The sequence below is a fragment of the Micromonospora sp. CNB394 genome (assembly GCF_000374985.1).
GTDB classification, from domain to species: Bacteria; Actinomycetota; Actinomycetes; order Mycobacteriales; family Micromonosporaceae; genus Micromonospora; species Micromonospora marina.
On sequence record NZ_KB895849.1, the window covers coordinates 58,349 to 84,376 of the forward strand.

At 71.7% G+C, this 26,028-nt stretch carries 19 protein-coding genes, 1 rRNA gene and 2 pseudogenes; 7 read left to right on the forward strand and 15 right to left on the reverse strand.

Translation table 11 applies throughout. The features are described 5' to 3' along the window. Positions 1–47 precede the first annotated feature (47 nt). Entirely contained in the window at positions 48–737 is a 690-nt protein-coding gene (locus tag C569_RS0122815) for a trans-aconitate 2-methyltransferase (RefSeq protein WP_196806760.1), read from the forward strand. A gap of 259 nt (positions 738–996) precedes the next feature. On the opposite strand, the gene C569_RS0122820 is transcribed toward C569_RS0122815, so the two are convergent. The 4 genes from C569_RS0122820 to C569_RS0122835 all read right to left on the reverse strand — a co-directional run bounded on the left by C569_RS0122820 (position 997) and on the right by C569_RS0122835 (position 5,131). Continuing rightward, positions 997–1,998 (reverse strand): ABC transporter substrate-binding protein, encoded by a 1,002-nt coding sequence (locus C569_RS0122820; RefSeq protein ID WP_018788067.1) that lies wholly within the window; start codon positions 1,996–1,998, stop codon positions 997–999. Then, positions 1,995–2,792: an ABC transporter ATP-binding protein gene (locus C569_RS0122825; protein WP_231394867.1), complete on the reverse strand. Its 798-nt coding sequence runs from the start codon at positions 2,790–2,792 to the stop codon at positions 1,995–1,997. The genes C569_RS0122820 and C569_RS0122825 overlap by 4 nt, the downstream gene beginning before the upstream one ends. Then, entirely contained in the window at positions 2,789–3,904 is a 1,116-nt protein-coding gene (locus C569_RS0122830) for an iron ABC transporter permease (RefSeq protein ID WP_081636003.1), read from the reverse strand. The genes C569_RS0122825 and C569_RS0122830 overlap by 4 nt, the downstream gene beginning before the upstream one ends. Positions 3,905–4,042: 138 nt before the next feature. Then, positions 4,043–5,131: a GTP-binding protein gene (locus C569_RS0122835; RefSeq protein ID WP_018788070.1), complete on the reverse strand. Its 1,089-nt coding sequence runs from the start codon at positions 5,129–5,131 to the stop codon at positions 4,043–4,045. A gap of 98 nt (positions 5,132–5,229) precedes the next feature. Between C569_RS0122835 and C569_RS30830 the strand changes: the two are divergent. Next, a pseudogene (locus C569_RS30830) lies at positions 5,230–5,403 on the forward strand (phosphatase); the annotation flags it as partial. A gap of 266 nt (positions 5,404–5,669) precedes the next feature. Here the strand turns inward: C569_RS30830 and C569_RS0122845 are convergent. From C569_RS0122845 to C569_RS0122855, 3 genes are all read right to left on the reverse strand, one after another. After that, positions 5,670–6,713 carry a P1 family peptidase gene (locus C569_RS0122845; protein WP_026268534.1) on the reverse strand — a complete coding sequence of 348 codons (1,044 nt, stop codon included), beginning with the start codon at positions 6,711–6,713 and terminating at the stop codon, positions 5,670–5,672. After that, positions 6,710–7,051 carry a DUF1330 domain-containing protein gene (locus C569_RS0122850; protein ID WP_018788072.1) on the reverse strand — a complete coding sequence of 114 codons (342 nt, stop codon included), beginning with the start codon at positions 7,049–7,051 and terminating at the stop codon, positions 6,710–6,712. The genes C569_RS0122845 and C569_RS0122850 overlap by 4 nt, the downstream gene beginning before the upstream one ends. An 81-nt stretch (positions 7,052–7,132) precedes the next feature. Next, a complete protein-coding gene (locus C569_RS0122855; protein WP_036346618.1) occupies positions 7,133–7,786 on the reverse strand; it encodes a class I SAM-dependent methyltransferase in 654 nt (217 codons plus the stop codon). Between the two features lie 130 nt (positions 7,787–7,916). Here C569_RS0122855 and C569_RS0122860 point away from each other — a divergent pair, with 130 nt between their 5' ends. Together C569_RS0122860 and C569_RS0122865 are read left to right on the forward strand one after the other, a co-directional pair. Further along, complete coding sequence (locus C569_RS0122860) at positions 7,917–11,402, forward strand: NACHT domain-containing NTPase (protein WP_026268535.1); 3,486 nt, start codon at positions 7,917–7,919, stop codon at positions 11,400–11,402. A 41-nt stretch (positions 11,403–11,443) separates the two neighbouring features. Further along, entirely contained in the window at positions 11,444–12,364 is a 921-nt protein-coding gene (locus tag C569_RS0122865) for an alpha/beta fold hydrolase (RefSeq protein ID WP_036346619.1), read from the forward strand. Here C569_RS0122865 and fxsT read toward each other — a convergent pair. The 5 genes from fxsT to C569_RS33815 form a co-directional block, all read right to left on the reverse strand. After that, entirely contained in the window at positions 12,342–16,277 is a 3,936-nt protein-coding gene (gene fxsT, locus C569_RS0122870; RefSeq protein ID WP_018788075.1) for an FxSxx-COOH system tetratricopeptide repeat protein, read from the reverse strand. The genes C569_RS0122865 and fxsT overlap by 23 nt on opposite strands. Further along, positions 16,274–17,464, reverse strand: a complete 1,191-nt coding sequence (locus C569_RS0122875; protein WP_018788076.1) for a TIR-like protein FxsC — start codon at positions 17,462–17,464, stop codon at positions 16,274–16,276. Before C569_RS0122875 ends, fxsT begins: the two co-directional genes overlap by 4 nt. A 129-nt stretch (positions 17,465–17,593) precedes the next feature. Then, the gene (locus C569_RS0122880; RefSeq protein ID WP_018788077.1) at positions 17,594–18,406 is read right to left on the reverse strand and encodes an aminoglycoside N(3)-acetyltransferase; all 813 of its coding nucleotides are present in this window, start codon (positions 18,404–18,406) and stop codon (positions 17,594–17,596) included. After that, positions 18,394–20,700 (reverse strand): FxsB family cyclophane-forming radical SAM/SPASM peptide maturase, encoded by a 2,307-nt coding sequence (locus C569_RS0122885; RefSeq protein WP_018788078.1) that lies wholly within the window; start codon positions 20,698–20,700, stop codon positions 18,394–18,396. Before C569_RS0122885 ends, C569_RS0122880 begins: the two co-directional genes overlap by 13 nt. 6 nt (positions 20,701–20,706) lie before the next feature. Further along, complete coding sequence (locus tag C569_RS33815) at positions 20,707–20,880, reverse strand: hypothetical protein (protein WP_167361554.1); 174 nt, start codon at positions 20,878–20,880, stop codon at positions 20,707–20,709. A gap of 418 nt (positions 20,881–21,298) precedes the next feature. On the opposite strand from C569_RS33815, the gene C569_RS0122895 reads away from it, so the two are divergent. Beyond that, a complete protein-coding gene (locus C569_RS0122895) occupies positions 21,299–21,592 on the forward strand; it encodes a DUF4287 domain-containing protein (protein WP_026268538.1) in 294 nt (97 codons plus the stop codon). Between the two features lie 292 nt (positions 21,593–21,884). On the opposite strand, the gene argS is transcribed toward C569_RS0122895, so the two are convergent. The 3 genes and pseudogenes from argS to C569_RS0122920 all read right to left on the reverse strand — a co-directional run bounded on the left by argS (position 21,885) and on the right by C569_RS0122920 (position 24,781). Continuing rightward, positions 21,885–23,603 (reverse strand): arginine--tRNA ligase, encoded by a 1,719-nt coding sequence (gene argS, locus C569_RS0122905; RefSeq protein WP_026268539.1) that lies wholly within the window; start codon positions 23,601–23,603, stop codon positions 21,885–21,887. A gap of 270 nt (positions 23,604–23,873) precedes the next feature. Beyond that, positions 23,874–24,113 (reverse strand): annotated as a pseudogene (locus tag C569_RS0122915) (tryptophan--tRNA ligase); the annotation flags it as partial. Between the two features lie 227 nt (positions 24,114–24,340). Then, complete coding sequence (locus tag C569_RS0122920) at positions 24,341–24,781, reverse strand: PRC-barrel domain-containing protein (RefSeq protein WP_018788085.1); 441 nt, start codon at positions 24,779–24,781, stop codon at positions 24,341–24,343. Between the two features lie 121 nt (positions 24,782–24,902). On the opposite strand from C569_RS0122920, the gene C569_RS0122925 reads away from it, so the two are divergent. Together C569_RS0122925 and C569_RS0122930 are read left to right on the forward strand one after the other, a co-directional pair. Further along, positions 24,903–25,190 (forward strand): SCO4848 family membrane protein, encoded by a 288-nt coding sequence (locus tag C569_RS0122925; protein WP_018788086.1) that lies wholly within the window; start codon positions 24,903–24,905, stop codon positions 25,188–25,190. Between the two features lie 717 nt (positions 25,191–25,907). Next, positions 25,908–26,028, forward strand: a 16S ribosomal RNA gene (locus C569_RS0122930); the annotation flags it as partial.

Genomic DNA, 26,028 nt, shown 5'->3' on the forward strand with positions numbered 1-26,028 from the left:
GTTTCATGGCCACCGACTTCTACAGCACCTCGGCGGAGTTCTACGAGATGGTCGCGCAGCGGCACGTCCGCACCAGCTCCGGCCCGCTGGTGACAGCATTACGGTCCGTCGATCCGTCACATGGACCGGTCGTCGAGATCGGGGCCGGCACCGGCCGGCTGACCGAACTCATCGCGAACCGGCTGCGTGCCGCCACCATCCTGGCCGTCGAGCCCTCCACCCCCATGCGCGCGATCCTGACCAGCCGGGTACTGAACGATCCGGACCTGCGTAGGCGGGTCACCGTCGTCGCTGATCAGGCACCGGACCTACGGCTGCCCGAACGAATCAGCACTGCCGTCATCTTCGGCGTGCTGGGCCACCTGGACGCCACGGACCGGGGCCGGCTGTGGGAACTTCTGCGTTCCCGCCTGCCGGTGGGAGCGCCGGTGGCCGTCGAACTGATGGGCGGGCACGAGGCCCGTCCGTTACCTCCCATCCGCATGCTCCGCGAGACGATCGGCACGCAGACGTACGAATGGTGGACCTCGGCCGAGGTGGCCGCACCCAAACTGATGCGCTGGCGGACAACCTGGAAGGTGCTGTCCGGCAGCGAGATCGTCAGGACCGTGGAAGACACCTACGACTGGGCGACGCTGAGCCTCGAGGAACTGGCGGACGAATCGGGAATGACGGCCCGCCCGCTCGGCGGATCGGGCGTGCCGGGCTCGCCGGAGATCGGCCTGCTGATCCGTTGACCGCAGGCGCAGTCGGTCCCATCCGCCAGCCGGCCGCCAGTGAGAGCCCGAGCAGAGGTGAGGCCGGCCGGCAGGCGCTCTGACCGGCGCCCACCACGGTCGCCGCGACCGCCGTCACAGCGACCGACCGGCCCACCCCGGCGGCGAGGTCCGGGCTGGCCGCTGCGGCGGCCAGCCCGGACCAGAGCACCACCCCCCCGCCGGGAGCGCCGGGTGCCGGGCCCGGCACCCGCGGGCGTGGATGCTCGTTCGCTGCCGGTCAGGAGTTCAGGTCCCGCAGGTACGCGGCGAACTTCTCCAGCCCGTCGATGTTGCGCGGGCTGCTGATGCCCTCGTTGTAGTCGAGGACGAAGAAGCGGTTGTTGACCACCGCGGGCAGGCTCTTCGTGGTGGGCGAGGTCTTCAGGAACTTGATCTTCTCCTCGGCCGGTTGGTCCTGGTAGTCGAGGATGATGATCACCTCGGGCCGGGCCTGGACCACCGCTTCCCAGCCGACCTGCGTCCACCGGGCGTCCAGGTCGGCGAAGATGTTCCGACCTCCGGCGAAGGTGATGATGTCGTTCGGGGGCACCTGCTTGCCGGCGGTGAACGGTTGGTCGGTGCCGGAGTCGTAGAGGAACACCGGGGTCTGGGTCTCCGGTGCCTGTGCCTTGACCGCCTCGACCCGGCGCTTCAGGTCGGTGACCATGGTGGCGGCGCGGTCCTGCACGCCGAAGATCTCGCCGAGCCGCTCCAGGTCGGTGTAGAGGCCGTCGAACGGGGCGTGCCGCTCGGGATGGTTCGGGTAGTTGAAGCAGGATTCGGCGTGCATGAAGCTCTGGATGCCGAGCCCGTCGAGGATCTCCGGGGAGGTGCCACGCTTGTCGCTGAGTCCAGAGTTCCAGCCGGCGACCACGAAGTCGGCCTTGGCCTGGACGAGGAGTTCCCGGTTGAGCAGGTCGTCGCTGAGGAACTCGACCTTGGCGTACTCGGCGGCCCAGGGCGATTCGGTCACGGGCGGGTTGGCCGGCGGCATGACGTAGCCGTGGACGTGCTCGGTGAGGCCGAGGGCGAACATCTTGTCGGCGCTGCCGCCCTCGTAGACGACCGTGCGTTGCGGAAGGGTGTACTCGACGGGTTCGCCGCACCGGTTGACGGTGACCTTCCGTACGTCGCTTCCACTCGGTTCGACCTCGGCACCACACCCGGCGAGCAGCGCTGAGGCGGCCAACGACGCCAGCGCGGTACGGAGCGCGGCGGGCCGGCGCGTGGTCCCGTTCATCTGAAGTGTCCTTCCGGAGAGGGTGCGGAGTCGAGGGAGTAGAGCAGCTGTGGGTCGCCGGTCAGTGGGTGCGGCACGACGCTGACCGCGACGCCGAACACCGTCCGGATCAGGTCAGCGGTCAGGACGTCGGCCGGGGTCCCGGCGGCGACGAGCCGTCCGTGTGACAGCACGCCTATCCGGTCGCAGGCGGCAGCGGCGAGGTTCAGGTCGTGCAGGACGACGAGCACGGTCAGCCCTGACCCGCGCAGCAGCGACAGCAGCTCGATCTGGTGCCGGACGTCGAGGTGGTTGGTTGGCTCGTCGAGCACCAGGATCTGCGGTTCCTGCACGAGGGCGCGGGCGACGAACACCCGCTGCCGCTCACCGCCGGACAAGCTGAGCATCCCGCGGTCGGCCAGGTGCAGCAGGTCGAGCCGGGCCATCGCCCGGCGGCACAGGGCCAGCTCCCGTTCGCTGAGCGGCTGGTTGCCGCGGAGGTGAGGGGCGCGACCGAGCGCCACCGTCTCGGCGACGGTGAAGTCGAGGTCGGTGCCGCCGTCCTGGGTCAACGCGGCGACCGACCGCGCGCTGCGGCGCAGCGGCAGGGTGGCCAGGTCGTCGGAGCCGACCCAGACCGTTCCACGGCTGGGCCGTAGGGCCCGGTACACACAGCGCAGTGCTGTCGACTTGCCGGATCCGTTCGGTCCGATCAGCCCGACGACCTGCCCGTCCGGCACGTCGAGCGACAGGTCACGGACGATCACGGTGCCGTCGATCGCCACCGTGACGTCGTCGAATCGGAGATCCATCATCGGCCGCCGAACAGGTAGCCACGGCGACGCATCAGCGCGAGGAACACCGGTACGCCGAGCAGGGCGGTGATCACACCCAGCGGTAGCTCCCGGGGTGCCACCAGAGTGCGGGAGATCAGGTCGACCCAGACCATGAAGACGGCCCCGGCCAGCGGCGCGACGACCAGCACCCGCTGGTGCGAGGCGCCGACCACGATGCGGACCAGGTGCGGTAACACCAGGCCGACGAAGGCGACCGCCCCGCTGACCGCCACCATCGCACCGGTGACAAGCGAGGTGACGACGAACAGCCGCCGACGCATGCGGGTCGGGTCGACACCCAGGCTGGTGGACGCCTCGTCACCGAAGGTCAGCACGTCGAGGGTACGGCTGTGCCGGTACAGGACGAGTACGCCGATCACGACGGTGCCCGCCACCAGCGGCAGGCCCCCCCAGGTCGCGGCGCCGAAGCTGCCCATCGACCAGAAAAGCATCGTGGCGGTGGCCTCGCTGTCCGGCGTGAAGTAGATGATCACCGCCATCAAGGCCTGGAACCCGAACGACATGACTACGCCGGTCAACACGAGACGCAGCGGCGTGACACCCGCGCGGCTGTACGCGGCCAGGTAGACCAGCACCGCGGCGGCCATCGCGCCGACAAAGGCACCGGCGGAGACCGCGTAGATGCCCAGCGCACCGAGACCTCCGGCGACCGTGACTGCGACGGCGCCCACCGAAGCCCCGGAGGAGACCCCCAACACGTACGGATCGGCCAGGACGTTGCGCACCAGGGACTGGATCGCCACCCCGACCGCGGCCAGGCCCGCGCCTACGAGCGCGGCGAGCAACACCCGAGGCGTACGGATCTGCCAGATGATCTGGTACGTGGTCACCTCCTCGGCGGCGATGCGCCCACCGGTGACCGCGGCCCAGAGGTACCGGGCCGTCTCGCCGGGTGGGATGGTGGCCGGGCCGAGCCCGATCGTCACCACGAGCGAAACGGCGAGCAGGACCAGCAGGACAGCAACCGCGCCACGAGTGGGAACCGACGGACGTAGGTTCTCTCGAGCCGGGGTGCCGGCGGCGGGGACATCCGGTCCGGCGGCGAGGTCGGCGGCTCTGGAGGGCGTCACGACCCACGACCCTCGCCCAAAACGAAAGTCATTGTCAAATGCGCATCTGGGCACCCGTGACCATCAGGCGCGTCCTGATGGCAAGATGCCGGCCCGTAGCGGCCCGGCCGGCTATTCGGCCATCGCGTGCTCCGCCACCTAGCCAGACCCCTGAGCCAGACGTCGTCCACTGAGCGTGCGGTAGCGGTGCAACCGTCGGAGCCCGGCAACGTCGGGCCGGTCCGCCGGCGTGGTCGCAACAGCGTCCAGCCGCTGTTGCGTGGCGAACTCGTCCAGGTGCATGCCGATCGCGACGAGTTCGCCGACCGGCGGCGGCTCCGGTAGCGGGGTGACATGGATCAGATTTCCGACGACATGCACGGCGAAGCCCTGCTCGGCACGGTGACCGCGTACCCGCACCCGGCCCTTGAGCCGGTAGGCACCAGAAGGAGGATCTTCGATCAGGTCGATCAGCATGCTCGGAGAAACGGGCTGTGCCAGTTCCGCAGAGGCCGCTCGCGCATGGTCGTGGTCATGGTCGTGGTGGCGCTCACGGACAAGCTGGGCGAGCGGGAGTTCGTCGACCGGATCCTTGTCGACGGCGGTGTCGAACACGAGCGTCGGATCGATCCGGCTGTGCCGGGCAGTGACGATCTGCACGTGGGAGTTGCGTCGCCGTACCCGTTCCTGGATCCGGTCGAGCACCCGGTCACGGTCCGTGGGCGGCAACAGGTCCGTCTTGTTGATGACGACGAGCGTCGCCGCCGCATAGCGGACGGGTGGCTCCGGCCGCAGGTCAACGGTATGGAAATGTTCGACCGCATCGATCACCTCGATGAGACCGCCGGGCCGGATCTCCTTGGGGTTGCCGAGCCTGATGAGACGAGCGAGGTCGACCGGTTCGGCCACACCGCTGGCCTCGACCAGGATCGCGTCCAGCCGCAGCCGAGGCCGGGAAAGGCGATGGAGCGCGTCGTGCAGACCACCTGCGTCCGGGAGGTGGCAGATGCAGCCACCGGAGATGACTGCGGCTTCGTCGACCTGCCCGGTCACGAGGGCTGCGTCCACGTTCAACGTACCGAAGTCGTTCACGACAACGCCCAGGCGAGCGCCGGGCCGACGCAGCAGGTGGTTGAGCAGGCTCGTCTTTCCCGCGCCCAGGTAGCCGGTCAGCGCGATGACCGGCACCGGACCCGAGATGCCGACTGTGGAGGCGGGGTTGCCCGAGCGAGGCTCCGGGTCAGCCACGTCGCCCTCCCATCACCGCGAGCATCGACATCCTCCGTTCGACAGCACGGACGTGGGCAGCGATCTCGCCAGGAGGGCCGCGGTCATCCGCTCGGCCCCCGGCCGCGACCGTCAACCCCGCCGCCGTCGAGGCCATGCGCGAGGTCGGCATCGACATCACCGACCAGACCCCCAAACTACTGGAGTACGTTACCGCCGAGTCCTCCGACGTCATCGTCACCATGGGCTGCGGCGACGCCTGCCCGGTCTTCCCGGGTAAGCGCTACGAGGACTGCAGCGGGGTGAACAGCTTGTTGGCGGACCGGCCGACCGCGCCGGTCAGCGTCGACTGGATGTTCGAGCCCACCGCGACGAGCGGGATCATCGCCTGCGTGTGCGGGTCGTCGAGGTCGTAGCCCCGCAGGTAGGCGATGGCTCCCGCCAGGCGGACGTTGATGACGAGCGCCCCCCGCGACGTCCGCCGGAAGCGTGCGCCGTATCGATCACCGCTGTCAACACGACTGTCGTCCGTCGGTCACCGCGGTCCGTCGACAGTGGATCAGGCGTACGGCCGGGCGGTGAGCCGTCCCGCCGCCGCCAGCCGCTCGACCGCCGCCCGGTGGGGAACCGCGTGACTGGTACGACCGCCCACGCCGGTGGTGGTGACGGCGGTGAACAGCGAGTTGAGCAGCGCTTCCTCCACCGCGTCCAGTACGGCGGCGAACACCGGATCGATCGCGCCGTCCGGGATCGGTGGCTGGTCCGACGTGGTGAACGCGATCGCGTAGTCCCCGCTGGTGTTGCTGAACGACGCACCCACCCGGGCCATCGCGAACACCGCCCGGCGGGCGAGCCGCCGGAGCTGGCGCGCGTCCAGGGGTACGTCGCACGCCACCACGATCATGCACGAGTTGCCGGGTGGTTCGGTCCGGCCGGCGGCCGGGACCAGTTCGTCGACCGGTAGCGGCACACCGAGTGCGGTGAGGACGCCACCGAAGTTGGACTGCACCAGCACGCCGACCGTCCGCGTACGGCCGTCGGCTCGGACCGTGCGGGACGAGGTGCCGACGCCCGCCTTGTAGCCGAGGGCGGTGGTGCCGGTACCGGCCCCGACGCAGCCCTCCGCGGGCAGACCGCCGGTCGCTCCCGCGACGGCGGCCAGGACGTGGGGCTCGGTGATCGGGCGCCGCCGGATGTCCGACAGGTGCCCGTCGTTCGTCTCGCCGACCAGCGGGTTGAACGACAGCCCGTCCGGCCGGCGCCCCATCAGGTGCCCGAGCAGCGCGTCCGCCGCCCGGAACACCGACAGCGTGGCGGTCAGCACGACCGGAGACTCCAGCACGCCGAGTTCGTCCACCTGGGTCGAGCCGACGAGCTTGCCGTGGCCGTTGCCGGCGTACACCGCGGCGGGCAGCGTCCACCGCCCGGCGCCGAGCTGTTCCGGCACGATCGCGGTGACGCCGGTGTGCAGGTCGGCGCCGTCGTCGACGGTGGTGTGGCCCACCAGGACGCCGGCAACGTCGGTGATGGCGTTGTGCGGCCCGGTGGGCAGCGATCCGACGACGATCCCCAGGTCGCGGGCGCGCCGGCCGGGACGTCTCAGGAGGCCGCCGCCCGGATCGCCTGCACGATGCCGGTCGGGGCGTAGTCCTCGGGGACGCCCTCGACCAGGATGATGTCGCCCTCGATGTGCCGGGAGCGCAACGGCGCGATCTCCTGGTAGGCGGGCGAGTCCCACCAGGCCCGCGCCTCGGCGATCCCCGGGAAGCCGAGCATCACGACGGCGCCGGGCCAGGTGCCCTCCTTCACCTCGTGCGGGGTGGCGTGCACGAGGATACGGCCGCCATGCGGGGCGAGCGTGCCCGGAAGCCGCTCGATGTACTCGGCGATGTCCCGGTGCGGTGCGGCGTCCTGGAGATGGGCGATGGCGTACGCGGGCATGGTGTCCTTCCGGCCGTCGGGCTCCGAACGCCGATCCTGGCACGGCGGTGAGCATCCGTGCTCGCCTGGACGGTCGGCCGATCAACCGCCGGACGCGACGGCCGCGATGGCCGCGACGGCGGCGTGCGGCCGGTGGGCCTTGTTGTCCAGGCGCGTCAGGCGCTCGACCTCGGCGAACCCGGCCTGCCGCAGCCGCGCGGAGAACTCGTCCAACGGCCAGCGGTACGCGGTGGTGACCTTGTGGTCGAAGGCGCCCACCTCGTCGCCGACGAAGATGCCGGCCACGAGCGGCCCACCCGGCACGATCGCGCGGTGGAACTCCGCCAGCACGGCGTCGAGATCAGGTGGTGGGAGGTGGATCAGCGAGTACCAGGCGAGGATGCCGGCGACGGAGTGGTCCGGGACGTCGAGGTCGTCCAGCGACCCGAGCCGGTACGCGCCGTCCTGATGCGTCGCCCGCGCGTGCGCGACGAACTCGGGAACCATGTCGATTCCGGTGGCGTCGACGCCCAGCGAGCGGAGGTGGCCGGTGAGGTGACCGGGTCCGCATCCCAGGTCGAGCACCGGACCGGTCCGGACGGCCAGGTGGCGGCCGATGAGGGCGAGGTCGTCCGCGTGCACCTGCCCGGTGGTGCCGATCAGTTCGATGTAGAGCGTCGCGACCGCCCCGTACGCCTGCCGTACCCGTGTGTGGTCCACCCGTCGACGATAGCGGCCGGGACGCCTCGGCCGCATTACCGGTTGAATGAGATGAATGAATGGAAAAGTCGGCGCAGGGCCGCCGCCCGGTGCGGGATCGATAGCTTTCCGTCACTGAAGTTTCTATCCTTGAAGAATCCCGATCGCCAGCAGCGGAAGGGGCGGCATGCCGCGCCGTTCGAGCCTCAGCTATCGAGATGCGTTACGACTGCTGGCCCCGGGCAGCGCGCGCATCACCGAGACCGACAAGGTCGTCAGCGCGGGGATCCTGGGCGCCGGGGCCCTCACCAGCGGTACGGCGCTGGCGCTGCTCGGCCCGAAGAACGCACTCATGCAGCTCGTCCGGGACGCCACCGGAAACCAGGCCGGGCGCATCCGGGCGACCGGCGGGAAATCGTATTACGAGCTGCTGGAGGCCAGCCATACCGTGCTGGCCCTCTCCGCATTCTTCGACGGTTTCCGCGACGAGGTCGGGCCGGGTTTCGACCGGCTGGAACTGACCGACGAGGAGAAGGTCGGCATGCTGCCGGCCGAACGGCGGCACCACACGCTCCCCCAGGAGATCGACGGCGGCTACTTCCCGCTGCCCTCCTCCGTGCACGGGATGGACGACACCCGGCGGGACGTCGAGGCCGCGTACGTCAAGCTCTACGACGCCACCATCGCCTTCTGCGCGGGCCTGGCCGCCTGGCCGTCGGTGCGGCGCGGGCTCGACCTCACCTCGATGCGCACCCGTGTGGTGGGCCGGGCCATGTGGCACTACGAGGACCGCTTCGACCGGCTCGCCGCTGACCTTCCCGAGTTCGGGTTCCGGATGATCCGGCAGGCGATCGAGCACAACCTGATCGACAACCGGAAACTGACCACCGAGGTGTCGGCCCGGCTGGACGCGCTGGCGCAGCTCTACCGCAACCTCGCCGAGCTGCCCGGCCCGGTGCCCGCGGACCGGCCCGATCTGCTCCGCGAATCACTCGACCGGCTCACCGGCTCGCTGGCGGCGGTGTTCCGGCAGCCGCTGCTGCGGATCAAGGACGTCGACTTCCACCTGCGGCTGCCGAACGTGGACAGCGGCTTCATCAGCCCCGACTTCCGGGCCGCCGAGTACGGCAAGCACACGTCACCGGAGCGGGAGCGCTGGTGGGAGGACCAGCCGCGCCGGGGTGACCTCGTCGGGTTCCTCTCCGAATACCTGACCGACCCGGCGAGCCTGCACCGTCCGCTGCTGCTCCTCGGCCAGCCGGGCGCCGGCAAGACGCTGCTGACCCGGGTGATCGCGGCCCGGCTGCCGGCGAGCCGGTTCACCGCGATCGTGGTGCCGCTGCGCCGGATGTCCGGGGACACGTCACCAACGGAGCAGATCGAGGCCGCGATCGAGCAGGTGATGGACGAGCGCATCCGCTGGGCGGACCTGCGCCGGGCCACCCGGCACACGACCGTCGTAGTGATCTTCGACGGGTTCGACGAACTCGTCCAGGTCACCGGCACAGCCCACTCGCAGTACATCGACCGGGTGGCCGAGTTCCAGGAGACCCAGTGGGACCTGGGCTACTCGGTAATCCCGATCATCACGTCCCGGATCCTGGTGATGGACCGCGCCAGCGTGCCGCAGGGCACCGTGCTGGTCCGCCTGGAGGACCTGACCGACGCCCAGGTGACGGCCTGGCTGGCCGCCGTGAACGCGGCGAACGAGGACCGGCCCGGCTACCGCCTCCTGTCCGCCCGGGAACTGCTGTCGCACGGCGAGCTGGCCCGCCAGCCGCTGCTGCTCACGCTGCTGGCGATCTACTACAACGAGCACTGGGCCGACCGCCGTCCCGGCGCCGCCATCTCCCGGTCCGACCTGTTCACCGGCCTGCTCACCGCGTTCATCAGGCGGCAGGTGAGCGAGAAGGCGCCGATCGCGCTTCCGCCCCACGAGCGGGAGGCCCGCGAGCACCAGCTCCGGCGCGACCTGGCGATCACCGCGTTCGCCATGTTCAACCGCAACCGGGAACTGGTGAACCGGGCCGCGCTCCGCCTCGACCTCGACTGCTTCCGGGCCGGGGCCGGCGACGGCTCCCGGTTCGAACTCGGCGACGTGCTCGGCCCGGAACAGCTGGTCACGGCCGCGTTCTTCGTGGTGTACGGCCCGGACGACGTGCAGGGCGAGGACGCCCGGCGCACGTACGAGTTCCTGCACACCACGATCGGCGACTTCCTGATCGCCGAGTACGTCATCGGGGCGCTGCGGAGCCTGGCCGAGCTGCGCCGGCACACCCGCAGCCCGGCCGGCTTCGGCTACCAGCTGGACACCGGCCAGTTCCGGGCGCTGCTCTCCCACCAGCCGCTGGTGAAGCGGGAGGCGGTCGTCGGCTTCGCCCGTGAACTCAGCTCCCGTCACCCGCAGGAGCGGGACGGGATCGTGGAGACCATCGCCGGCCTGCTGGCCGAGGCCCGGCAGCGGACCGACCTGGCCGGCGTGGACGGCTACCGGCCCGCGCCGTACGACCCGGTGCGGCTGCTCGCCGCGTACACCGCGAACCTGGTCGCGCTCGCCGCGCTGGTGTCACCGGACGGCGTACGCCACACCGACCTGATGGACGAGGCGACCTGGGTGTCCACGGTCCGGCTGTGGCGGGCGGGGCTGGACGAGAAGGGCCAGCTCGCGATGATCAGTTGGCTCGACCGGGACGCCGACGGCCGGATCGTCGCCGAGCGGCGGCGCGAGGGCCGGGGCGAGACGGTGAACGTGGCCGCCGAGGAGGCGCGGCTGCTCGGCGACATCACCACCTACGGCCAGCTGCAGGCGGGCGCGCGGACGTGGCGCGGCCAGCAGCCGGACAGCTTCGAGGCCGGCCGCTTCCACGCCGACCTGGTCTCGCTCGCCACCCGCCGCTGGCCGGTGCCGTCCCTGCACCAGCTCATCCTGTACGACGAGCGAAGCTACCGGCGGCTGTGGGCGCGCGCCGTCGAGTCACCGGAGGCGGTGTCCAGCACGAGCGCCACGGTCCTGCTGGAATGCCTCGCCGAGGACGGCGCGCAGTTGCCCCGCGAGGTGGTGTGCGGGCTGACCCGGGTGGCGCTGAGCCGGCTGCCCGACTCGCCGACCGCCCCGCCCGAGCTGATCATCTCGTGCCCGTACCTGATCGACGAGTTCCCGGAACTGGTCGACTCGCTCGGCACGACCGACGACCACGCGGTGCTGCACGCGCTCATCCTGCGGCACGGGCTCCACCGGCTGCCGCAGCGGTACGTGCCCCGGGTCCGCCGGGTGCTCGCCGACATCGAGGACCGGCTCGCCGAGCTGCCGCTGGAGGACGGCGTGGTGTCGGCCGAGATGGCCGAGCAGTTCGCGGCCGCCCGGGTCGACAACCGCACCGCGCTGTGGCTGCTGATGGCGCTGAACGAGTACGCCGACCTGGCCTGGCCGAAGATCCCGCCGAGGACGATGCACGCCCTGCTCGCGCACCGGCTGCCGGACGAGTTCCTCGACGAGGCGAGCCTGTGCCGGCTGCTCCTGGACTACCTGCGGGCCTACGACCGGGTGCCGGCCGAGGTCTCGCTGGCATCAGCCCTCGACACGCTGCGCGTCCTCGCCGCGTCGGACCCGCCCGCCGACCAGTCCGGTCACGCCGACCGGCCCGGCCAGCTCCCGGCCGCCGAGGCGGTCTGACCACGCCACCCGTACCGCCACCACCCGTTCGGAGGCCCCGATTGGCACACTCGCCCCGGCACCGAGAGCACATCGTCCGGACGGGAAGGAGGAACCTGGCGGTCGACATCGCCGGGGCGCAACGCGGCTGGCCGGTGTTCCTGATGCACGGCACACCCGGCAGCCGCAACGGTCCACGACCACGGTCCATCGTGCTGCACCGGCTCGGCGTACGGCTGATCTCGTACGACCGGCCGGGTTACGGCGGTTCCAGCCGGCTGCCCGGCCGCCGGGTCGCGGACGCCGCGGCGGACGTCGCGGCCATCGCCGACGACCTCGGCCTGGACGGGTTCTCGGTGGTGGGACGCTCCGGCGGCGGCCCGCACGCCCTGGCCTGCGCCGCGCTGTTGCCGGAGCGGGTACGACGGACCGCCGTCCTGGTCGGTCTCGCCCCGGCCGGGGCGGCCGGGCTGGACTGGTTCGGTGGCATGACCGACGCCAACGTCCGGGACTACGGTGCCGCCGAGCACGACGTGCCGGTGCTCGCCGAGCAGTTGCGGTTGCGGGCCGAACGGACCATGGACGACCCGGGCTCGCTGCTGGCGCTGCTGGTCGAGCAGATGACCGCGGCCGACCGCCGGGTGGTGGCGGGCGTGCCGATCCGCCGGCAGCTCACCGACGCCTATGCCGAGGCGCTGCGCCAGGGGCCGCACGGCTGGATCGACGACGTGCTGGCGTTGCGCGCCGACTGGGGGATCACGCTCGCGGACATCCGGATGCCGGTCCGGCTGTGGCACGGCGCCGACGACAACTTCGCCCCGGCCAGCCACACCCGCTGGCTGGCCGAGCAGATCCCCGGCGCGCAACTGCACGTGCAGCCGCGCAGCGCACACTTCGGCGCGGTGGAGGTGCTGCCGGAGATCCTCGCGTGGCTGGCCGACCCGGTGGAGCGGGCCGCGGTCAGATCGGATGCGGGTCGATGATGCGCCGCTGCAACCGGCTCTCCCGGACGGCCTCGACCGCCGGGTGGTTCTCGCCCAGCCGGTAGGCCAGCTCGCGGGTGACCGCCTCCACCTCCGCCCGCCGGCCGCTCTCCACCCGCTCCTGCATCACCACCAGGTTCGCCCGGCAGCGCAGCGTGTTCGTGTGGTCGCGACCGAGGATCCGGACCAGCCCGTCGTGGGCGCGCCCCAGCAGGCTCAGCGCCTCCAGGTCCGCGGCCTCCCGGCCCTCCGGCGGGTCGGGCTGTTCGGCGATGCAGATGCCCTGGTTCATCCAGCCGGAGAGCGGGTACGGGTGCCCGCTGCCGAGCACCCCGGCGAGCGCGTCGGCGGACCGGCCGGCGAGCTGCCGCGCCTCGGCGAAGTCCCCGGCGCGGCGGGCCACCATGGCCAGGTTGACCATGCAGACCAGGGTCAGCGGGTGCGCCGGGCCGAGGTTGCGCTGGTAGATGCGGTGCACCTCGGTGAGTTCCCGGCTGGCGCGCTGGAACAGGTCGACGGTGAGCAGGTTGATCGACAGGCTCAGCCGGCAGGTGAGCGTCTCCGGGTTGTCCGGCCCGAACCGCTCGTTCAGCAGCTCGTACGCGGCTTCGAGGAGCTTGCCCGCCTCGACCGCGTGCCCGGCCGCGCGCAGCGACACCGCCAGGTTCGTCTGCGTCCGCAGGGTGATCAGGTGCTCGGCCCCGGCCGTGTGCAGCAGGTCCCGGTGGACGCTGCGCAGGCGGGTGACCGACTGCTCGAAGTCGCCCGCGTCGCGCATGTCGATGCCGACGTACGCGGAGGAGGCGAGCGTGTCCGGGTGGTTCTCCCCGAGGATCGCGCGGCGCCCGGCCAGCACCATCTCGTCGTTCTTGCGGGCCTCCCGGAAGTCACCCATCAGGCGCTGGGTGCTGGCGAGGTTGTTGAGCGCGGCGAGGGTACGCGGGTGCTCCTCGGTGAAGTTCCGCTTCCACGCGTTGAACGTGATCTCGTCCAGGCGCAGCGCCTCGCTGTACATGCCCATGCCGCGCAGGTCGCGGGCGAGCCCGCCGGCGGTCATCAGCGTGTGCGGGTGGTCCTCGCCGAGCAGGTCCCGCTGGGCCGCCAGCACCTCCTCGTCCAGCGCCCGCGACTCGGTGAACTGCCCGAGGAAGGCGAGGATGTTGGCGAGGTTGAACTGGAGGTGCAGCAACTGCCGGCGCAGGTCGTCGCGCGCCCGCGGGTCGGTCTCCTCCGCGAGCATCTGCTCCCAGGTCCGCGCGACCTCCTGCCCGAGCCGCCGGCCGGTCTCCAGGTCGCCGCGCAACTGGAGGTAACGGACCCGGTCGATCATGAGGGCCCGCACCTCCACCTTGCGGCTCAGCGGCGCCTTCGCCGCCTCCAGGTGCGGCCAGATGACCCGGAACCTGGGCCAGCCGTCGGGGTCGTCGACCTCGCCCTCCGGCCGGGCGGCGGCGAGCACCAGGTGGACCTGCCGGCGGGCCTCGTCGAGTTCCGCCTCCGTCATCCGGGACCGGACGGCGTGCTGGAGCAGGCGGTGCATGAGCACCAGGCCGCCTCGGCCCCGCTCGCCGCCGGACGGGTTCTCGGCCCGCAGGTCGACCCGGAGGAGGGCGAGCCGGTTGGCCTGCTGCACCAGTTGCTGGCGGACCAGCCGCTCCTTCGCCTGCGGGTGGAACGGCACCAGCGCCTCGGCGAACTCGTCGCTGTAGACCAGGTCGGCGGAGATCTCCGGCGCGAACACCGAGCAGAGTTGCAGTACCCGGTAGGCGGCCGGGTTGCGGGTCCGCAGGTGGTTGAGTGACAGCTCCCAGGTGGCCTCCACGGAGACGTTGCTGTTCGGCTCCATCACCGCGCCCGGCCCGAACCTGGCGATCTCGGTGAGGTAGCTGTCCACCGAGTGGCCGGTGTCGGCCAGCCAGGCCGCGGCGGCAGTCACCGCGATCGGCAGGTCACCGAGCAGGGCGGCGATCCGGTCGGCCTGGTCGACGCGCATGGTCGGCACCCGCTCGGTGAGGTGCTGGATGCTCTCCGCGCGCTTGAACACGTCGACCTGGACGGTGGTGGCCCGCTCCACCCACTGCAGGTTCCGGGAGGTGATCAGGACGTGGCCCTTGCCGTCCGGCACGTACGGCAGGACGCCCTCGACCTCGTCCGCGTTGTCCATGATCAGTAGCCAGCGGAGGTCGGTGCGGCGCAGCGCCTGGAGCACCAGCCGGGCGTTCTCCCGGTTCGATTCCGACGACGGTACGCCCAGGTAGGGCGCCAGGTCACCGATGGCCGACTCGATGAACGGCACCTGGTCGGCGTCGATCCACCACACCATGTCGTACGCGGCGCGGTAGCGGTGGGCGTACTCCAGCGCGAGCTGGCTCTTGCCGATGCCGCCCATGCCCTGCAACGCCACCGGCCCGGTGCCGGAGAGCACCACCTTCGGGCTGCTGCGCAGCAGTGTCCGCAGCTCGCGCAAATCCGCCTCCCGGCCGGTGAAGCGCTTGTTGCGGCCCGGCACCTCGAACACCGTGTTGTCGCGGCCGGGGAACCGGGGACCGGTCGGCAGTTCCAGGTCGGCCGGCACCCCCTCGCGACCGACCAGGCGCAGGATCCGCGCGGCGGCGGTCCGGGCCTCCAGGCCGGCCACCGAGACGGTGTGCGCGGCGGGCACGTTCGCCAGGCGCCGCACGTCCGCGACGTACACGACGAGCGGCACCTGGTCGGGCGAGCGGTCCGGCGCGGCGAGCACCGCCTCCTCGGTGGCGTTGGACTCCGACACGATGATCAGCTCCCGGGCCGTCCGGGGCGTCTCGTCCTCGGCGAACCACGGATCGGTGACCCGGACGTCGGCCGAGACCAGCAGGTGCCCGATCCACTCCGCCCACACCCGGTCGTACGGGGCGTGCCGGAGCAGGATCTCGTTCTCCACCGAGGTGGAGGTACGGGTGAACCGGGCGTTGACCCGTTCGCGTACCGCGCTGCTCATCGGCGGCAGCGACTCCACCTCGCCCCGGGTGATCTCCCGGGCCAGCACCTCGTACGCGGACAGCAGCGACCCGTTGACGCCGGGCTGGTCGGCGAACGTGGCGAGCAGTTCCTCGTACGCGTAGAACGCCTGGTAGGGCACCTGCATCCGGGCCCAGTACCGGTCCCGGTCGGCCTCGCTCATCCCGCTCGGCAGGCCGCTGAAACGCTGGCGCGCCACCGCCCGCCCGGTGTCCGCCTTGACCTTCTCCGCCGGGTCGATCCGCATCGGCACGGGCAGCACCCGGATCCGCCGCGACCCGTAGCGGTGCTCGACCAGCCGCGCCACCTTGGCGGCGCCGGTGATGCCCTGCTCGCTGAGGGTGAAGCAGGTGACCAGCACGTCCGGCAGTTGGATGGTGCAGATGTCGGCGACGTCGGAGAACCCGGTCCGGCTGTCGATCAGCACGTAGTCGTAGTTGCGTTTCATGTCGGCGCGAAGCGCGTCGAAGAAGTAGCCGCCGCCCTGCCGCTCGTAGAACTCGTCCCAGTTCATCCCGGCGAGCGCGCCGGCGTAGTCGTTGTTCTGCTGGCCCGCGCCGAGGAAGTCGAGCGTCCCGTCACCGGGGAAGTTGGACCAGTTCAGCGAGAACGAGTACTTGTGCACGCGGGCGTACTGCTCGTGCCAGCGGTCGTCGCCCTTGTCCTGCTTGGTGGTGGTGGCCCACTCGTACTCCCGGATCAGGTCGATCACCCCGCCGGTGCTCTCCAGCGCGTCCCGGTCGATGAACGGCGCGAAGAAGCGCGACAGGCCGGGGGATTCCAGGTCCCAGTCGACGGCGAGCACCCGCTTGCCGTTGGCGGCGAGGATCCAGGCGACGTTCGCCAGCGCCATCGTCCGGCCGGTGCCGCCCTTGTAGGAGTAGAAGGTGACGACCTGTCCCTCGCGTCGGGTCATGTGTCCACTCCCTCGTCGGGCGGCGGGTTCTCCCAGAGCCGGGGTTTGCTGATCGGCCGTCCCGGCGGCGGGTAGGCCGGTCTCGCCTCCAGGTAGCGGCGGCGCATCCGGTCGACCAGGCCGTGGATCCCGGCCCGCCAGTCGTCGTACGTGGTGATCGCCAGCGGGCGTGCCGCGGCCGGGAAGATCTCGATGGCCCGGTCGAGCAGCACCGCCGCGTGGGAGCGGCGGCCGGGTGCCGAGTCTTCGATGATCACCACGACCCCCACCCAGCGGTGCAGTGAGGCGACCGCCGCGCGGACGGCCTCCGCGCCGTCCGGCGTCTCGACCACCCGAGGATCGATCAGGAGTACGCCCGGACAGCCCCGGAACAGCCCGGCGTCCGGCACGAAGTCGCGGACGTCGATCGGCATCCGCAGCCGTTGGACCGCGTCGGTCACGTCGTCGACCACCGGCGGCCGGTCGCGGAACGGGCGCCACCGGCCGGCGTGGGTGTCGGACCGCCCGTTGAGCCGGCCCGGGTCGGCCGGTTCCTCGGGCGCGATCACCACCGCCCGGAACGGCACCTCGCTGGTCGGCGACGACGGCAGGTCGGTCGGGCCGGTCGGCGGCTCGGCCGGTTGCAGTGGTGTCTGCTCGGCGGTGTCGACGATGTGCTGGGCGAGTCGGCCCAGCACCTCCTTGTAGGCGTGCTGGAACTTCTGGAGCCGGCAGAGCGCGCTCATGCCGTTGGCGGCGTACGCGTCCACGTCGGCGGCCATCGCCACGGCCCGGGCCTGGTCCGGCGCGTGCACGGCGGCGGGCGACGGGATCCACAGGACCGGCAGGATGTTGTCGCCGTCGGGCGGGCGGCCGGCCCGGATCAGCCGTTGCCGGAACCACTCCCGTTCCCGGCGCGAGTCGTCGCGGTTGAGATAGTCCGGTGAGTACAACGGCACGAACACCTCGGCCTCGGCGAGCGCTGTGCGTTTTCGTTCCGTCCGGTCGTCCGGGGGCCGCACCATGAAGTCGGCGAAACCCTGCCGGCGTAACCGGTCGCCGGGCCGGCCGTCGATCGCCAGGTTGAGATCGTGGTAGAAGCGGCGGACCCAGTGGTCGCCCGGGGTGCGGTCGTTGTGGGTCGGTGGGGGAACGTAGCTGAGGAAGAAATAGGGCGGGCCCGGCAGCGCGGGCCGCTCAGAGGTCACGACGGCACGACCGTTCCACGGGAAGTGCGCCTGACCCCCAACCGTCAATGATCACGCGCTGCTCCCCGGTCGACACGATACGGCGCCTATCGATCAGGGTAGAGAGGTTGCGCTCGGGTTACCAGGCCCTCACCGTCCGATGTGGGCGTCCAGCCAGGCGACGGCGGCGTTTACCGCGTCGGATATCGGCAGCAGCCGGGCCGGTGCGCCGCCGACCGTTCCGTGCCGGGCGAACGCCGCCCGGTCGAGTTCCGCGCCGATCGCGGGAAAAGGGGCCGCATCCAGGTGCGGGGCCTCGAAGTCCAGCCGTTCCCGGCGACCGTCGCGCAGCACGTAGCAGCGGTACGGGCGACGCGGCGCCGGCCGGCGCGACCGGTACTCGGCGAGGTGCAGCGCGGTGCATGTCGCATAGCCGACACCGAGCAGCAGCGTCCACGCCCCGGCCGCCTCCAGGGCGGCCAACGGGGACCGCTCCCCGAGATGGGAGTCCAGGTCGTGGACGCGCATCAGCTCCTGCGCCCGCGGCCCCCACGCGCTGAACGACGTCTGCGGGTGCCGGCTGCGGACCGCGCCGGGCAGCCGGCGTACGTGCTCGGCGAACGCGCCGACCCCGAACGACGGTGTGACGGCCGGGTCGAAGCCGGGCATCCGGTCCTCGTACGCCAGACGTTCCTGGTCGGTCAGCCCGGCGGTCGCGGCGCGGTACGCGGCGCTGCTCACCGAGTTGTCGGGGGTCTGCGCCGGAACCACGACGGTGCCGGCCGGACCCACGGCCGTGCGCAGCGCCGCGGCCAGGGCGCCCGCGCCACCGTCGACCGGCCCGAGGGCGCGCAGGGAGCAGTGCACGAGCACCACGTCACCGGGGCCGAGCCCGAGCGCGCGCAGATCGGCGGCGAGCGTGCCGGCCCGGTCAGCGGTGCGGGCGGCGGTCACGACGGCCACCCGGACATCGAACGCTCGACCTGCCGGACCAGCCGCGAGCCCGCCGGGGTGAGCGCGTGCGCCCGCTGCAGCGCGCCGATCGCCTCGGCCGTCCAGTCGCGGTACCGGCGGTAGACCGCCTGCGCGCCGTCGACCTGGCGGTCGGCCCGGATCCGCCAGATGCCGGCCACCGCCGCGTGCGCGTAGATGCCGTGCAGGACGGCCTCCGCGGGCCGCGGGTCGGGCCGCCAGCCCACCGTGATGCCGATCGTCCGGGTGCCGTCGACCAGGTCGCAGATGTCCAGCAGCGCGTTCATCTTGCTGTGCTGGAACTCGTGCACGAGCAGCACCGCGAGCGAACCGGCGTCGGTCTCCGTGGCCGCGACACCGCCGAACGCCTGCCGCGCGGTCGACGCCTCGCTGACACCCGCGCCGCTGCGCCGTAACGGGACCACGGCCCGCAGCCCGGTACGCAGTTCCTCGGCATGGCCCGGCACCTCGTCCCGGATCACCTGCCACGCCGCCGCGAACGTCTCGGCCCAGCGCCCGGCCGCGGCGTCGTCGAGGCGGTCACCGGCGGGCAGCCGGTGGCAGTCGCGGTGCGGGTCGGCGTCCTCCAGCAGGACGCTCACGTCCGGCGTGGTGAGGGCGCGGGCCGGCCACCACCTCGGCGCGTCGCCGGGCGTGCCGGGACGGATCACCGCCGTCACGTCCCCGGCGGTCACCCGCAGCGAACCCGGGCCGGTCTCGACCCGGGCGGCGCCGTCGCCCACCTCGGGCAGCAGGACGGTGCCCACTGTCGGCAGGTGCAGGCGGCCGGACCGCACCGGTACGTCGAGGCGTACCGGGGTGCCGGCGTCGAGCGCGGCGGCGACGGCGAGCGCGTTGAGGTGGTCCGGTCCCAGCCGGGTGCCGGTGCCGGTGCCGGCGAGGCAGTCCACGGCCCAGGGCCGCACGTACGGGTGCGCCGCGATCCGCGCCACGGACTCCGGCGCACCGCGGTCGAGGGCGGTCAGCGCCGCCCAGCCGTCTGCTCCGGCCCCACCGGCGGGCAGCCGGTCGGCCACCTCGGCGAGCAGCGCGCGGACGATCGCGATCTGTGCCTCCACGAGCCGGCCGATGGCGACCCGGTCGCCGGTCAGGGCCGCGAGGCGGTCGATGAAGTCGTCGGGCAGGCCGGCGTCGAGCCGGACGGGTGCCGGTGGGTTCTCGTTCACGTGCACGACCAGCTCTTTCAGATCGGCGCAGTAGACACTCGGATGGTCGAAGTGCCCGGCGCCGTACCGGTGGGCGAAGAGTCCGCCGCCGCACTGGTCGACCACCGGGCACCGCCGGCACTCGTCGCTGAGCCCGGCCCGGCCGGAGCGGCGGCGGGCCAGGAGCGGGCTGGCCGCCACCTCGTCGGCAGCGTGCGAGAAGACGGTCATGCCGGTGGCGGGCGCGCCGTCGTACGCGGTCTTGAGCGAGTCCGCCTGCTCCCACTCGCCGTCCGTCTCGATCACCGCCAGGTCGACCGGGTCGAGACCGAGCCACTCGGTGCCGCTGGGTCCGCCCCCGGCGGTGGACAGCAGCGAGTCGAAGAGACGCACGGAGACCGGTCGTCCGTCGGCCCGCCAGCGGTCGTAGACGGCGCGCAGCCAGCCCGCGTACGCGGTGCCGCCGCCGGCCGGCCGCCACGGCGGGTCGTCCCAGGTGGCGTGCGGGAGCAGGAAGTCGATCCGTGGAGGCTCCTGGGCGAGCAGGGACTCGTACACCGCGATCGGGTCGTTGCGTACGTCCACTGTGCACAGCAGGCCGGAGTAGATCCGCCGGTATTCCGGGCGGCGCAGCAGGGCGAGCGCGCGCAGCACCTGGTCGTAGCTGCCGGCGCCGGACCGGAAGCGCCGGTGCCGGTCGTTGGCGGCCCGGTCTCCGTCGAGCGACACACCGACCGCGACGTCGTGGTCGGCGAGCAGGTCGCAGAGCCGCTCGGAGAGCAGGACGCCGTTGGTCTGCATGCCGAGCCGGAGCCGGGTGACCGGGTCGATGACCCGCCGGAGGCCCGCGAGCACCTCGCCCAGTCGCTCGGCGCCGAGCAGCAGCGGTTCCCCGCCGTGCAGGATCACCGTGACGTCCGGCAGGTCGTGGGCCGCGGCGTGTTCGGCGATCCGCCCGGCCGCGGCCCGGAGCACCTCCGGCGTCATCCGCACCGGGCGTCGCCGCCAGCTCTGGTCGGCGTGTTCGTAGACGTAGCAGTGGTCGCACGCCAGGTCACACCTGGCGTGCACCTTGAGGACGAACTCGGTGAGCGCCGCGCGGGCGGGCTCCGGGGCCATCGCGGATCAGATGAACGACGAGAACTTCGCCGCCGGGATGCGGGTCTGATCGAGGTGAGCCGCCATCACCCGGCGCACGATGGGGGAGATGTCCGCGGCGGACAGCCGGTCGAGCGGCTCCGCGCGGACCCTGCCCAGCGAGACCGGGGGCTCATCCTGGCGCACGGGTGCGGTTGTCATGAGTGTTCCTTAGGTTCGTGAATGCGCCGGCCGAGCACAGCGGCGACGGCCAACCTAGTGGCTTTGGGGATCCAGCGCCATCGACCCACCGGTGGGGAGAGGGTGCCTTTTGGACGGTTCGCCGGCCGGCGTCGTCGTCGCCCGGGGGAGCGACCGTAAGGGATCAATTATGCGCCTTTTTGCCCATCTAGGCCACGAATCGAAAGTTCAGACTTCGCCAGAAATCGTCCACCCCGAATCCCCTGGTCAGCGGAGGGGCCCCGGACTCCTCACCCGCCAGCGCTGAGCGCGTACAACCGAGATCCGGTGAGCCCGATCGTTGCCCCGGAGACAACGACGGTGATCCGGTCCGTCGTTGATCGGAGCCGCCCACCCCGGGAGGGTGGAGGTCGTCACCACCGAGCGAAAGGTTGGGCAGATGTCCTTCCAGGCGTACCTCGACGCGATCGAGGACAAGACCGGCAAGACCCCGCGCGTCCTGGTCGACGAGGCCAGGGAGCGCGGCTACGACGCGGCCGACGTCAAGGTGGGCGTGATCGTGGGCTGGCTCAAGGACGAATACGGCCTCGGCCGGGGACACGCGATGGCCCTCGTGCACGTGATCAGGAACGGGCCGAAGATCAGCGCCAAGCACGTCGGATCCACCGGCTCCCACCGCGACGACAGCGACACGCTGTGGCTGGACGGCAGGGCCGCCCGGGCGTCAGCCTAGCGAGAGCGTTCTATCATTCCCGCCATGGGAGCGATCAAGCCGTGGCAGCTGTCCGTCCTGGCGCTCTGCTGCCTGCTGCCGCTCATCGCGGCAGTGGTGGCGGTGGTGTGGACGCGGCGGAGTCGCCGCTGACCCGTCAGTGGCCGGCGACGAACTCCTCCACCACGGTGCAGACCCGCCCGAGCGCCTCGGCCGAGCGAGTACCGCGCGCCGATCCGCCATGGTCGCCTCCCTCTCATCCGATCGATGCGTCACGCTATCCGCTGCACGGGGTACCGGTGACCCCTCGGCCTCAGAGCCGTTCCGGGGTACGGATGCCGAGCAGATCCAGGCCCTGCCGCAGCACCTGCCCGGTCAGGTCGCACAGCACGAGCCGGCTCTCCCGCACCGGTCCCTCCGCCCGCAGCACCGGGCAGCGCTCGTAGAACGCGCTGAACGCGACCGCCAGCCGGTGCAGGTAGGCGGTCAGGCGGTGGAACTCCAGGCTGCCCGCCACCTCCTCGACCACAGCGGCGAAGCCGACCAGCTCCATCGCGAGGGCCCGCTCGGCCGGCTCGGCGAGCGAGACGTCCGCGTCCGGCCGCGCCGCCGCGCCGGCCCGCCGGAAGATCGACCGGACCCGGGAGTACGCGTACTGGAGGTACGGCGCGGTGTTCCCGTCCAGCGACAGCATCCGCTCCCAGTCCAGCACGTAGTCCTTGTGCCGGTCCCCGGACAGGTCGGCGTACTTGATCGCGCCGATGCCCACCGCGCGCCCCACAGCGGCGGCCTCCGCCTCGCTCAGCTCCGGATTCCGTTCCCGGGCCAGCGCGGTGGCCCGCTGGACCGCCTCGGTCAGCAGCCCGACCAGCTTCACCGACCCGCCGGCCCGGCTGCGCAGCATCCGCCCGTCCGGACCGAGGATCGAACCGAACCCGACGTGCTCGGCCCGCACCGGCGCGGCCAGCCAGCCGGCCTGCGCGCCGACCGCGAACACCATCTCGAAGTGCCGCCGCTGCGGCAGCCCCACCACGTAGAGCAGCCGGGTGGCGCCGAGCGCGCCGGTCCGGTGCCGCAGCGCGGCCAGATCGGTGGCCGGGTAGCCGTACCCGCCGTCGGACTTGCGCACGATCAGCGGCAACGGCTCGCCGTCCCGCCCCACCGATCCGGGCGGGAACACGCAGTCCGCGCCCTCGCTCCGGCGCAGCAGCCCGCGCCGGCCCAGTTCCTCGACAGTCGGCGCGAGCTGGTCGTGGTAGCTGCTCTCACCCCGGAAGTCGTCGCCGGTCAGCGTCACGTCGAGCAGGTCGTACACAGTCAGGAAATAGCTCTCCGACTGCGTCACCAGCAGCCGCCACAGCCGCAGTGTCGCCGGGTCGCCGCCCTGCAACGCCACCACCCGCTGCCGCGACCGTTCCTGGAACGCCGGGTCGTCGTCGAACTTCGCCCGCGCCGCCTTGTAGAACCCGTCCAGGTCACCCATCGACAGCTCCTGCGCCGCCCCGGCCTCGCCCAGGTCGAGCAGGTGCTCGATCAGCATGCCGAACGGCGTGCCCCAGTCGCCGAGGTGGTTGGCGCGCAGCACCCGGTGCCCGAGCCACTCCAGCGTCCGGGCCGCCGCGTCCCCGATCACAGTCGACCGCAGGTGCCCGACGTGCATCTCCTTCGCGACGTTCGGCCCCGAGTAGTCGATCACCACCGTCTCCGGCTCGGCCACCGGCGGCACCCCGAGCCGCGGATCGGCGGCCAGCGCGGATACCAGCCCGCCGAGCGCGTGCCCGGCCACCGTGAGGTTCAGGAAACCCGGGCCGGACACCTCGACCGCCGCGCAGAGGTCGGCCAGCGACGCGCGCTCGCGTACCTCCGCGGCGATCTCCCGTGGCGGACGGCCGAGCCGCCGGGCCAGCCCCAGCGCCGCGTCCGACTGGAAGTCCGCGTGCTGCGAGCGCCGCACGGCCGGTTCCACCGGCCCGCCGGCCACCGCCGCGAACGCGGGCGCCAGCCGGTCGGCAAGCAACCTTTCAAGATCCATGAGTACGCCGATCTCGCTGTGGATCCGCCGCGCGGATCACCTGACGGGAACGCGACGGCGGAGCGAGGACGATCGATGACGACCGGCGGCTCGATCCGCCGGTCGCAGGAGAAAAGGCTCAGCGCAGGCGGTCGCGGGACCGCCGGCGTCGCAGCGCGCCGAGCCGGACGTCGGAGGACGTCATCGGGTACGCGTGCGAGCTGGCCATGTCGTCAGCGTAACCGGCCGGTCCGGGGTCGGCGCAAGCGCGTACCCCGGACCGGCTCGGCGTCAGGCCGAGGTGGCGACGGCCTTTCGGTAGCGCTCGGCCCGGCGCCGCACCTGGGTGTACGCGCTGCTCAAACCCATCGCCCGGCGCACCTCGACGAGCGTGCGACGCACCTCGGCGCGGGTCCGCTCGGTGCCGGTGACGATCAGCTCGTCGACCAGGCCGGGCTGCGCCTCGAAGCGGGCCCGGCGCTCCCGGATCGGGTCCAGGAACCGGTCGAGCGCCGTCACCAGCGGCTTTCGAGGGTCGCCCGGGTCGGTGGAGCGGGCTCGTCAGAACGAGCGCCGCCATCGCCCGCCGGCGCGGAAACGGAGTCCGCCGGCACGGAGTACGTCGAGGATCTGCTCCCGGCTGTCGACAGCGTGGCCCGGGAAACCGCTGCGGGTCTCCGGGAGGCAGCTGCGCGGCCGGACCATGGCTCACACGGTATCCGCTCACCGGCCCGCGTCGCTGCCTCCTGCCGGACTCACTACTGTCGATAGCTTTCGGTGTAGTAGCTGCCGACCCGCTCCCGGTAGTCGGGGTGCGCGAAGTGGTCGCTGTCGAACGCGGGGGACTCCTTCACCTGCTCGCGGGTGCGGTCCACGTGCACCACGCGCTCCAGGTGGTCGACCTGGGCCACCGTCCCGGCCGGCAGCAGCACCTTCTTGCCGAAGATCCACGGGCCGGTGTCCACCACCAGGTACCGCGCGTCGGCGTCGTCGCTCGCCTCGTCGATGGAGCCGATCCGGCCGTCCGTCGCCTCCACCCGGTAGCCGGTGAGGTCGATCGGCGTACCCGGGCCGGGGGCGTCCGGGCCGTCGTCCGCCTCGCCGGTGCGCTGTTCCGGCACGTCTCCCGGCCGGGTCTGGTCGTACCCACCGGCCAGGGCGGACGGATCCCGCCAGGTCCACGGGTTGAACGGCTGCATCGGTGGCACCTCCGTCGAGTCGGCTCGACAGGACAGTGCCCCGGGGGCGGGAACGGAAACGTGCGCCGCGTGGAGCGCGGGCCTGACCTGGGCGGACGGCGCGCTGGCATACTGGCCGACCATGGTTCTGTCACGTGGTTGGTCGCTGTTCCTGGTCGCCGTCGGCGCCTGGACGTGGGCGATCTGGCCGAGGTTCGCGGTCGCCATCTGGAACGACGAGCGCGCCTGGTCGGCCGGTGCCGTCGGCGAGGGCAGCCCGACCGGCTTCCTGTGGGTACACGCCCTGCTGATCGCGGCGTCCCTGGCCATCGGCACGACGGTGGGAGTCCTGGGCATCAGGGCCTACCGCGTCGCCCGCCGCCCTTCCAGCCCTCCCGCGCCCTCACCACCGCGGCCCTCGCTCCGGTGATCAAGGAGTTTGTGTCCCCGAGGGCCCCGGATCGGGACGTCAACTCCTTGGTCAACTCCTTGGTCGACGCGAGGCGGGACGGGTGTGACGCGCGCCGCCACCCGTCGATTTGACGATCAAACCTGGGGACGCGTAACTTTCTCTCTGCCAGCGCGGAACGGGGCAAACGGGACGAAAGCCCGGGAGCGCCGAGCAGGGCTGGTGCCGGGTCCGACCAAGGCTTCAGGTCTTGGAGGACGCGGTCCGGGTGGGGCTCGCCGAAACGCCGCAGGGCGGATTTGGCGGAGCGGAACCGACCGGGTAAGGTTGTCGACCGGCAGGGCACCGGGCGAGCTGGCGGGAAACCGCAGCGGCCGGCCTGCCAAATCCGATGATCAAGCGCGACGGGTGACTGCTGCGCGTGCTCATCGCGCCAACCCGTACGAAGCATGACAGACCGGGACACACGGTTTGACACGGCGGAGACGGTGCGGTAACGTAGTAAAAGTGCCCGGCGCGAGAGCGGCGGGTGAGCGGACGAAATGCCCCGGTCGGGGTTCCACGGTGTGGGGCTTGCGGTTGGTGTGTGGTTGTTCTTTGAGAACTCAACAGGGTGCTTGTAAAGCCAGTGCCAATTGTTTTATACCCCGGACTGGTGGCTGTTCTTTGGAATGGTTGCTGGTTGGGATTCCTTTGGCAACACTTTTGTTGTCAGGTTGATTGCTGTTCGACAAGTTTTTGTTGGAGAGTTTGATCCTGGCTCAGGACGAACGCTGGCGGCGTGCTTAACACATGCAAGTCGAGCGGAAAGGCCCTTCGGGGTACTCGAGCGGCGAACGGGTGAGTAACACGTGAGTAA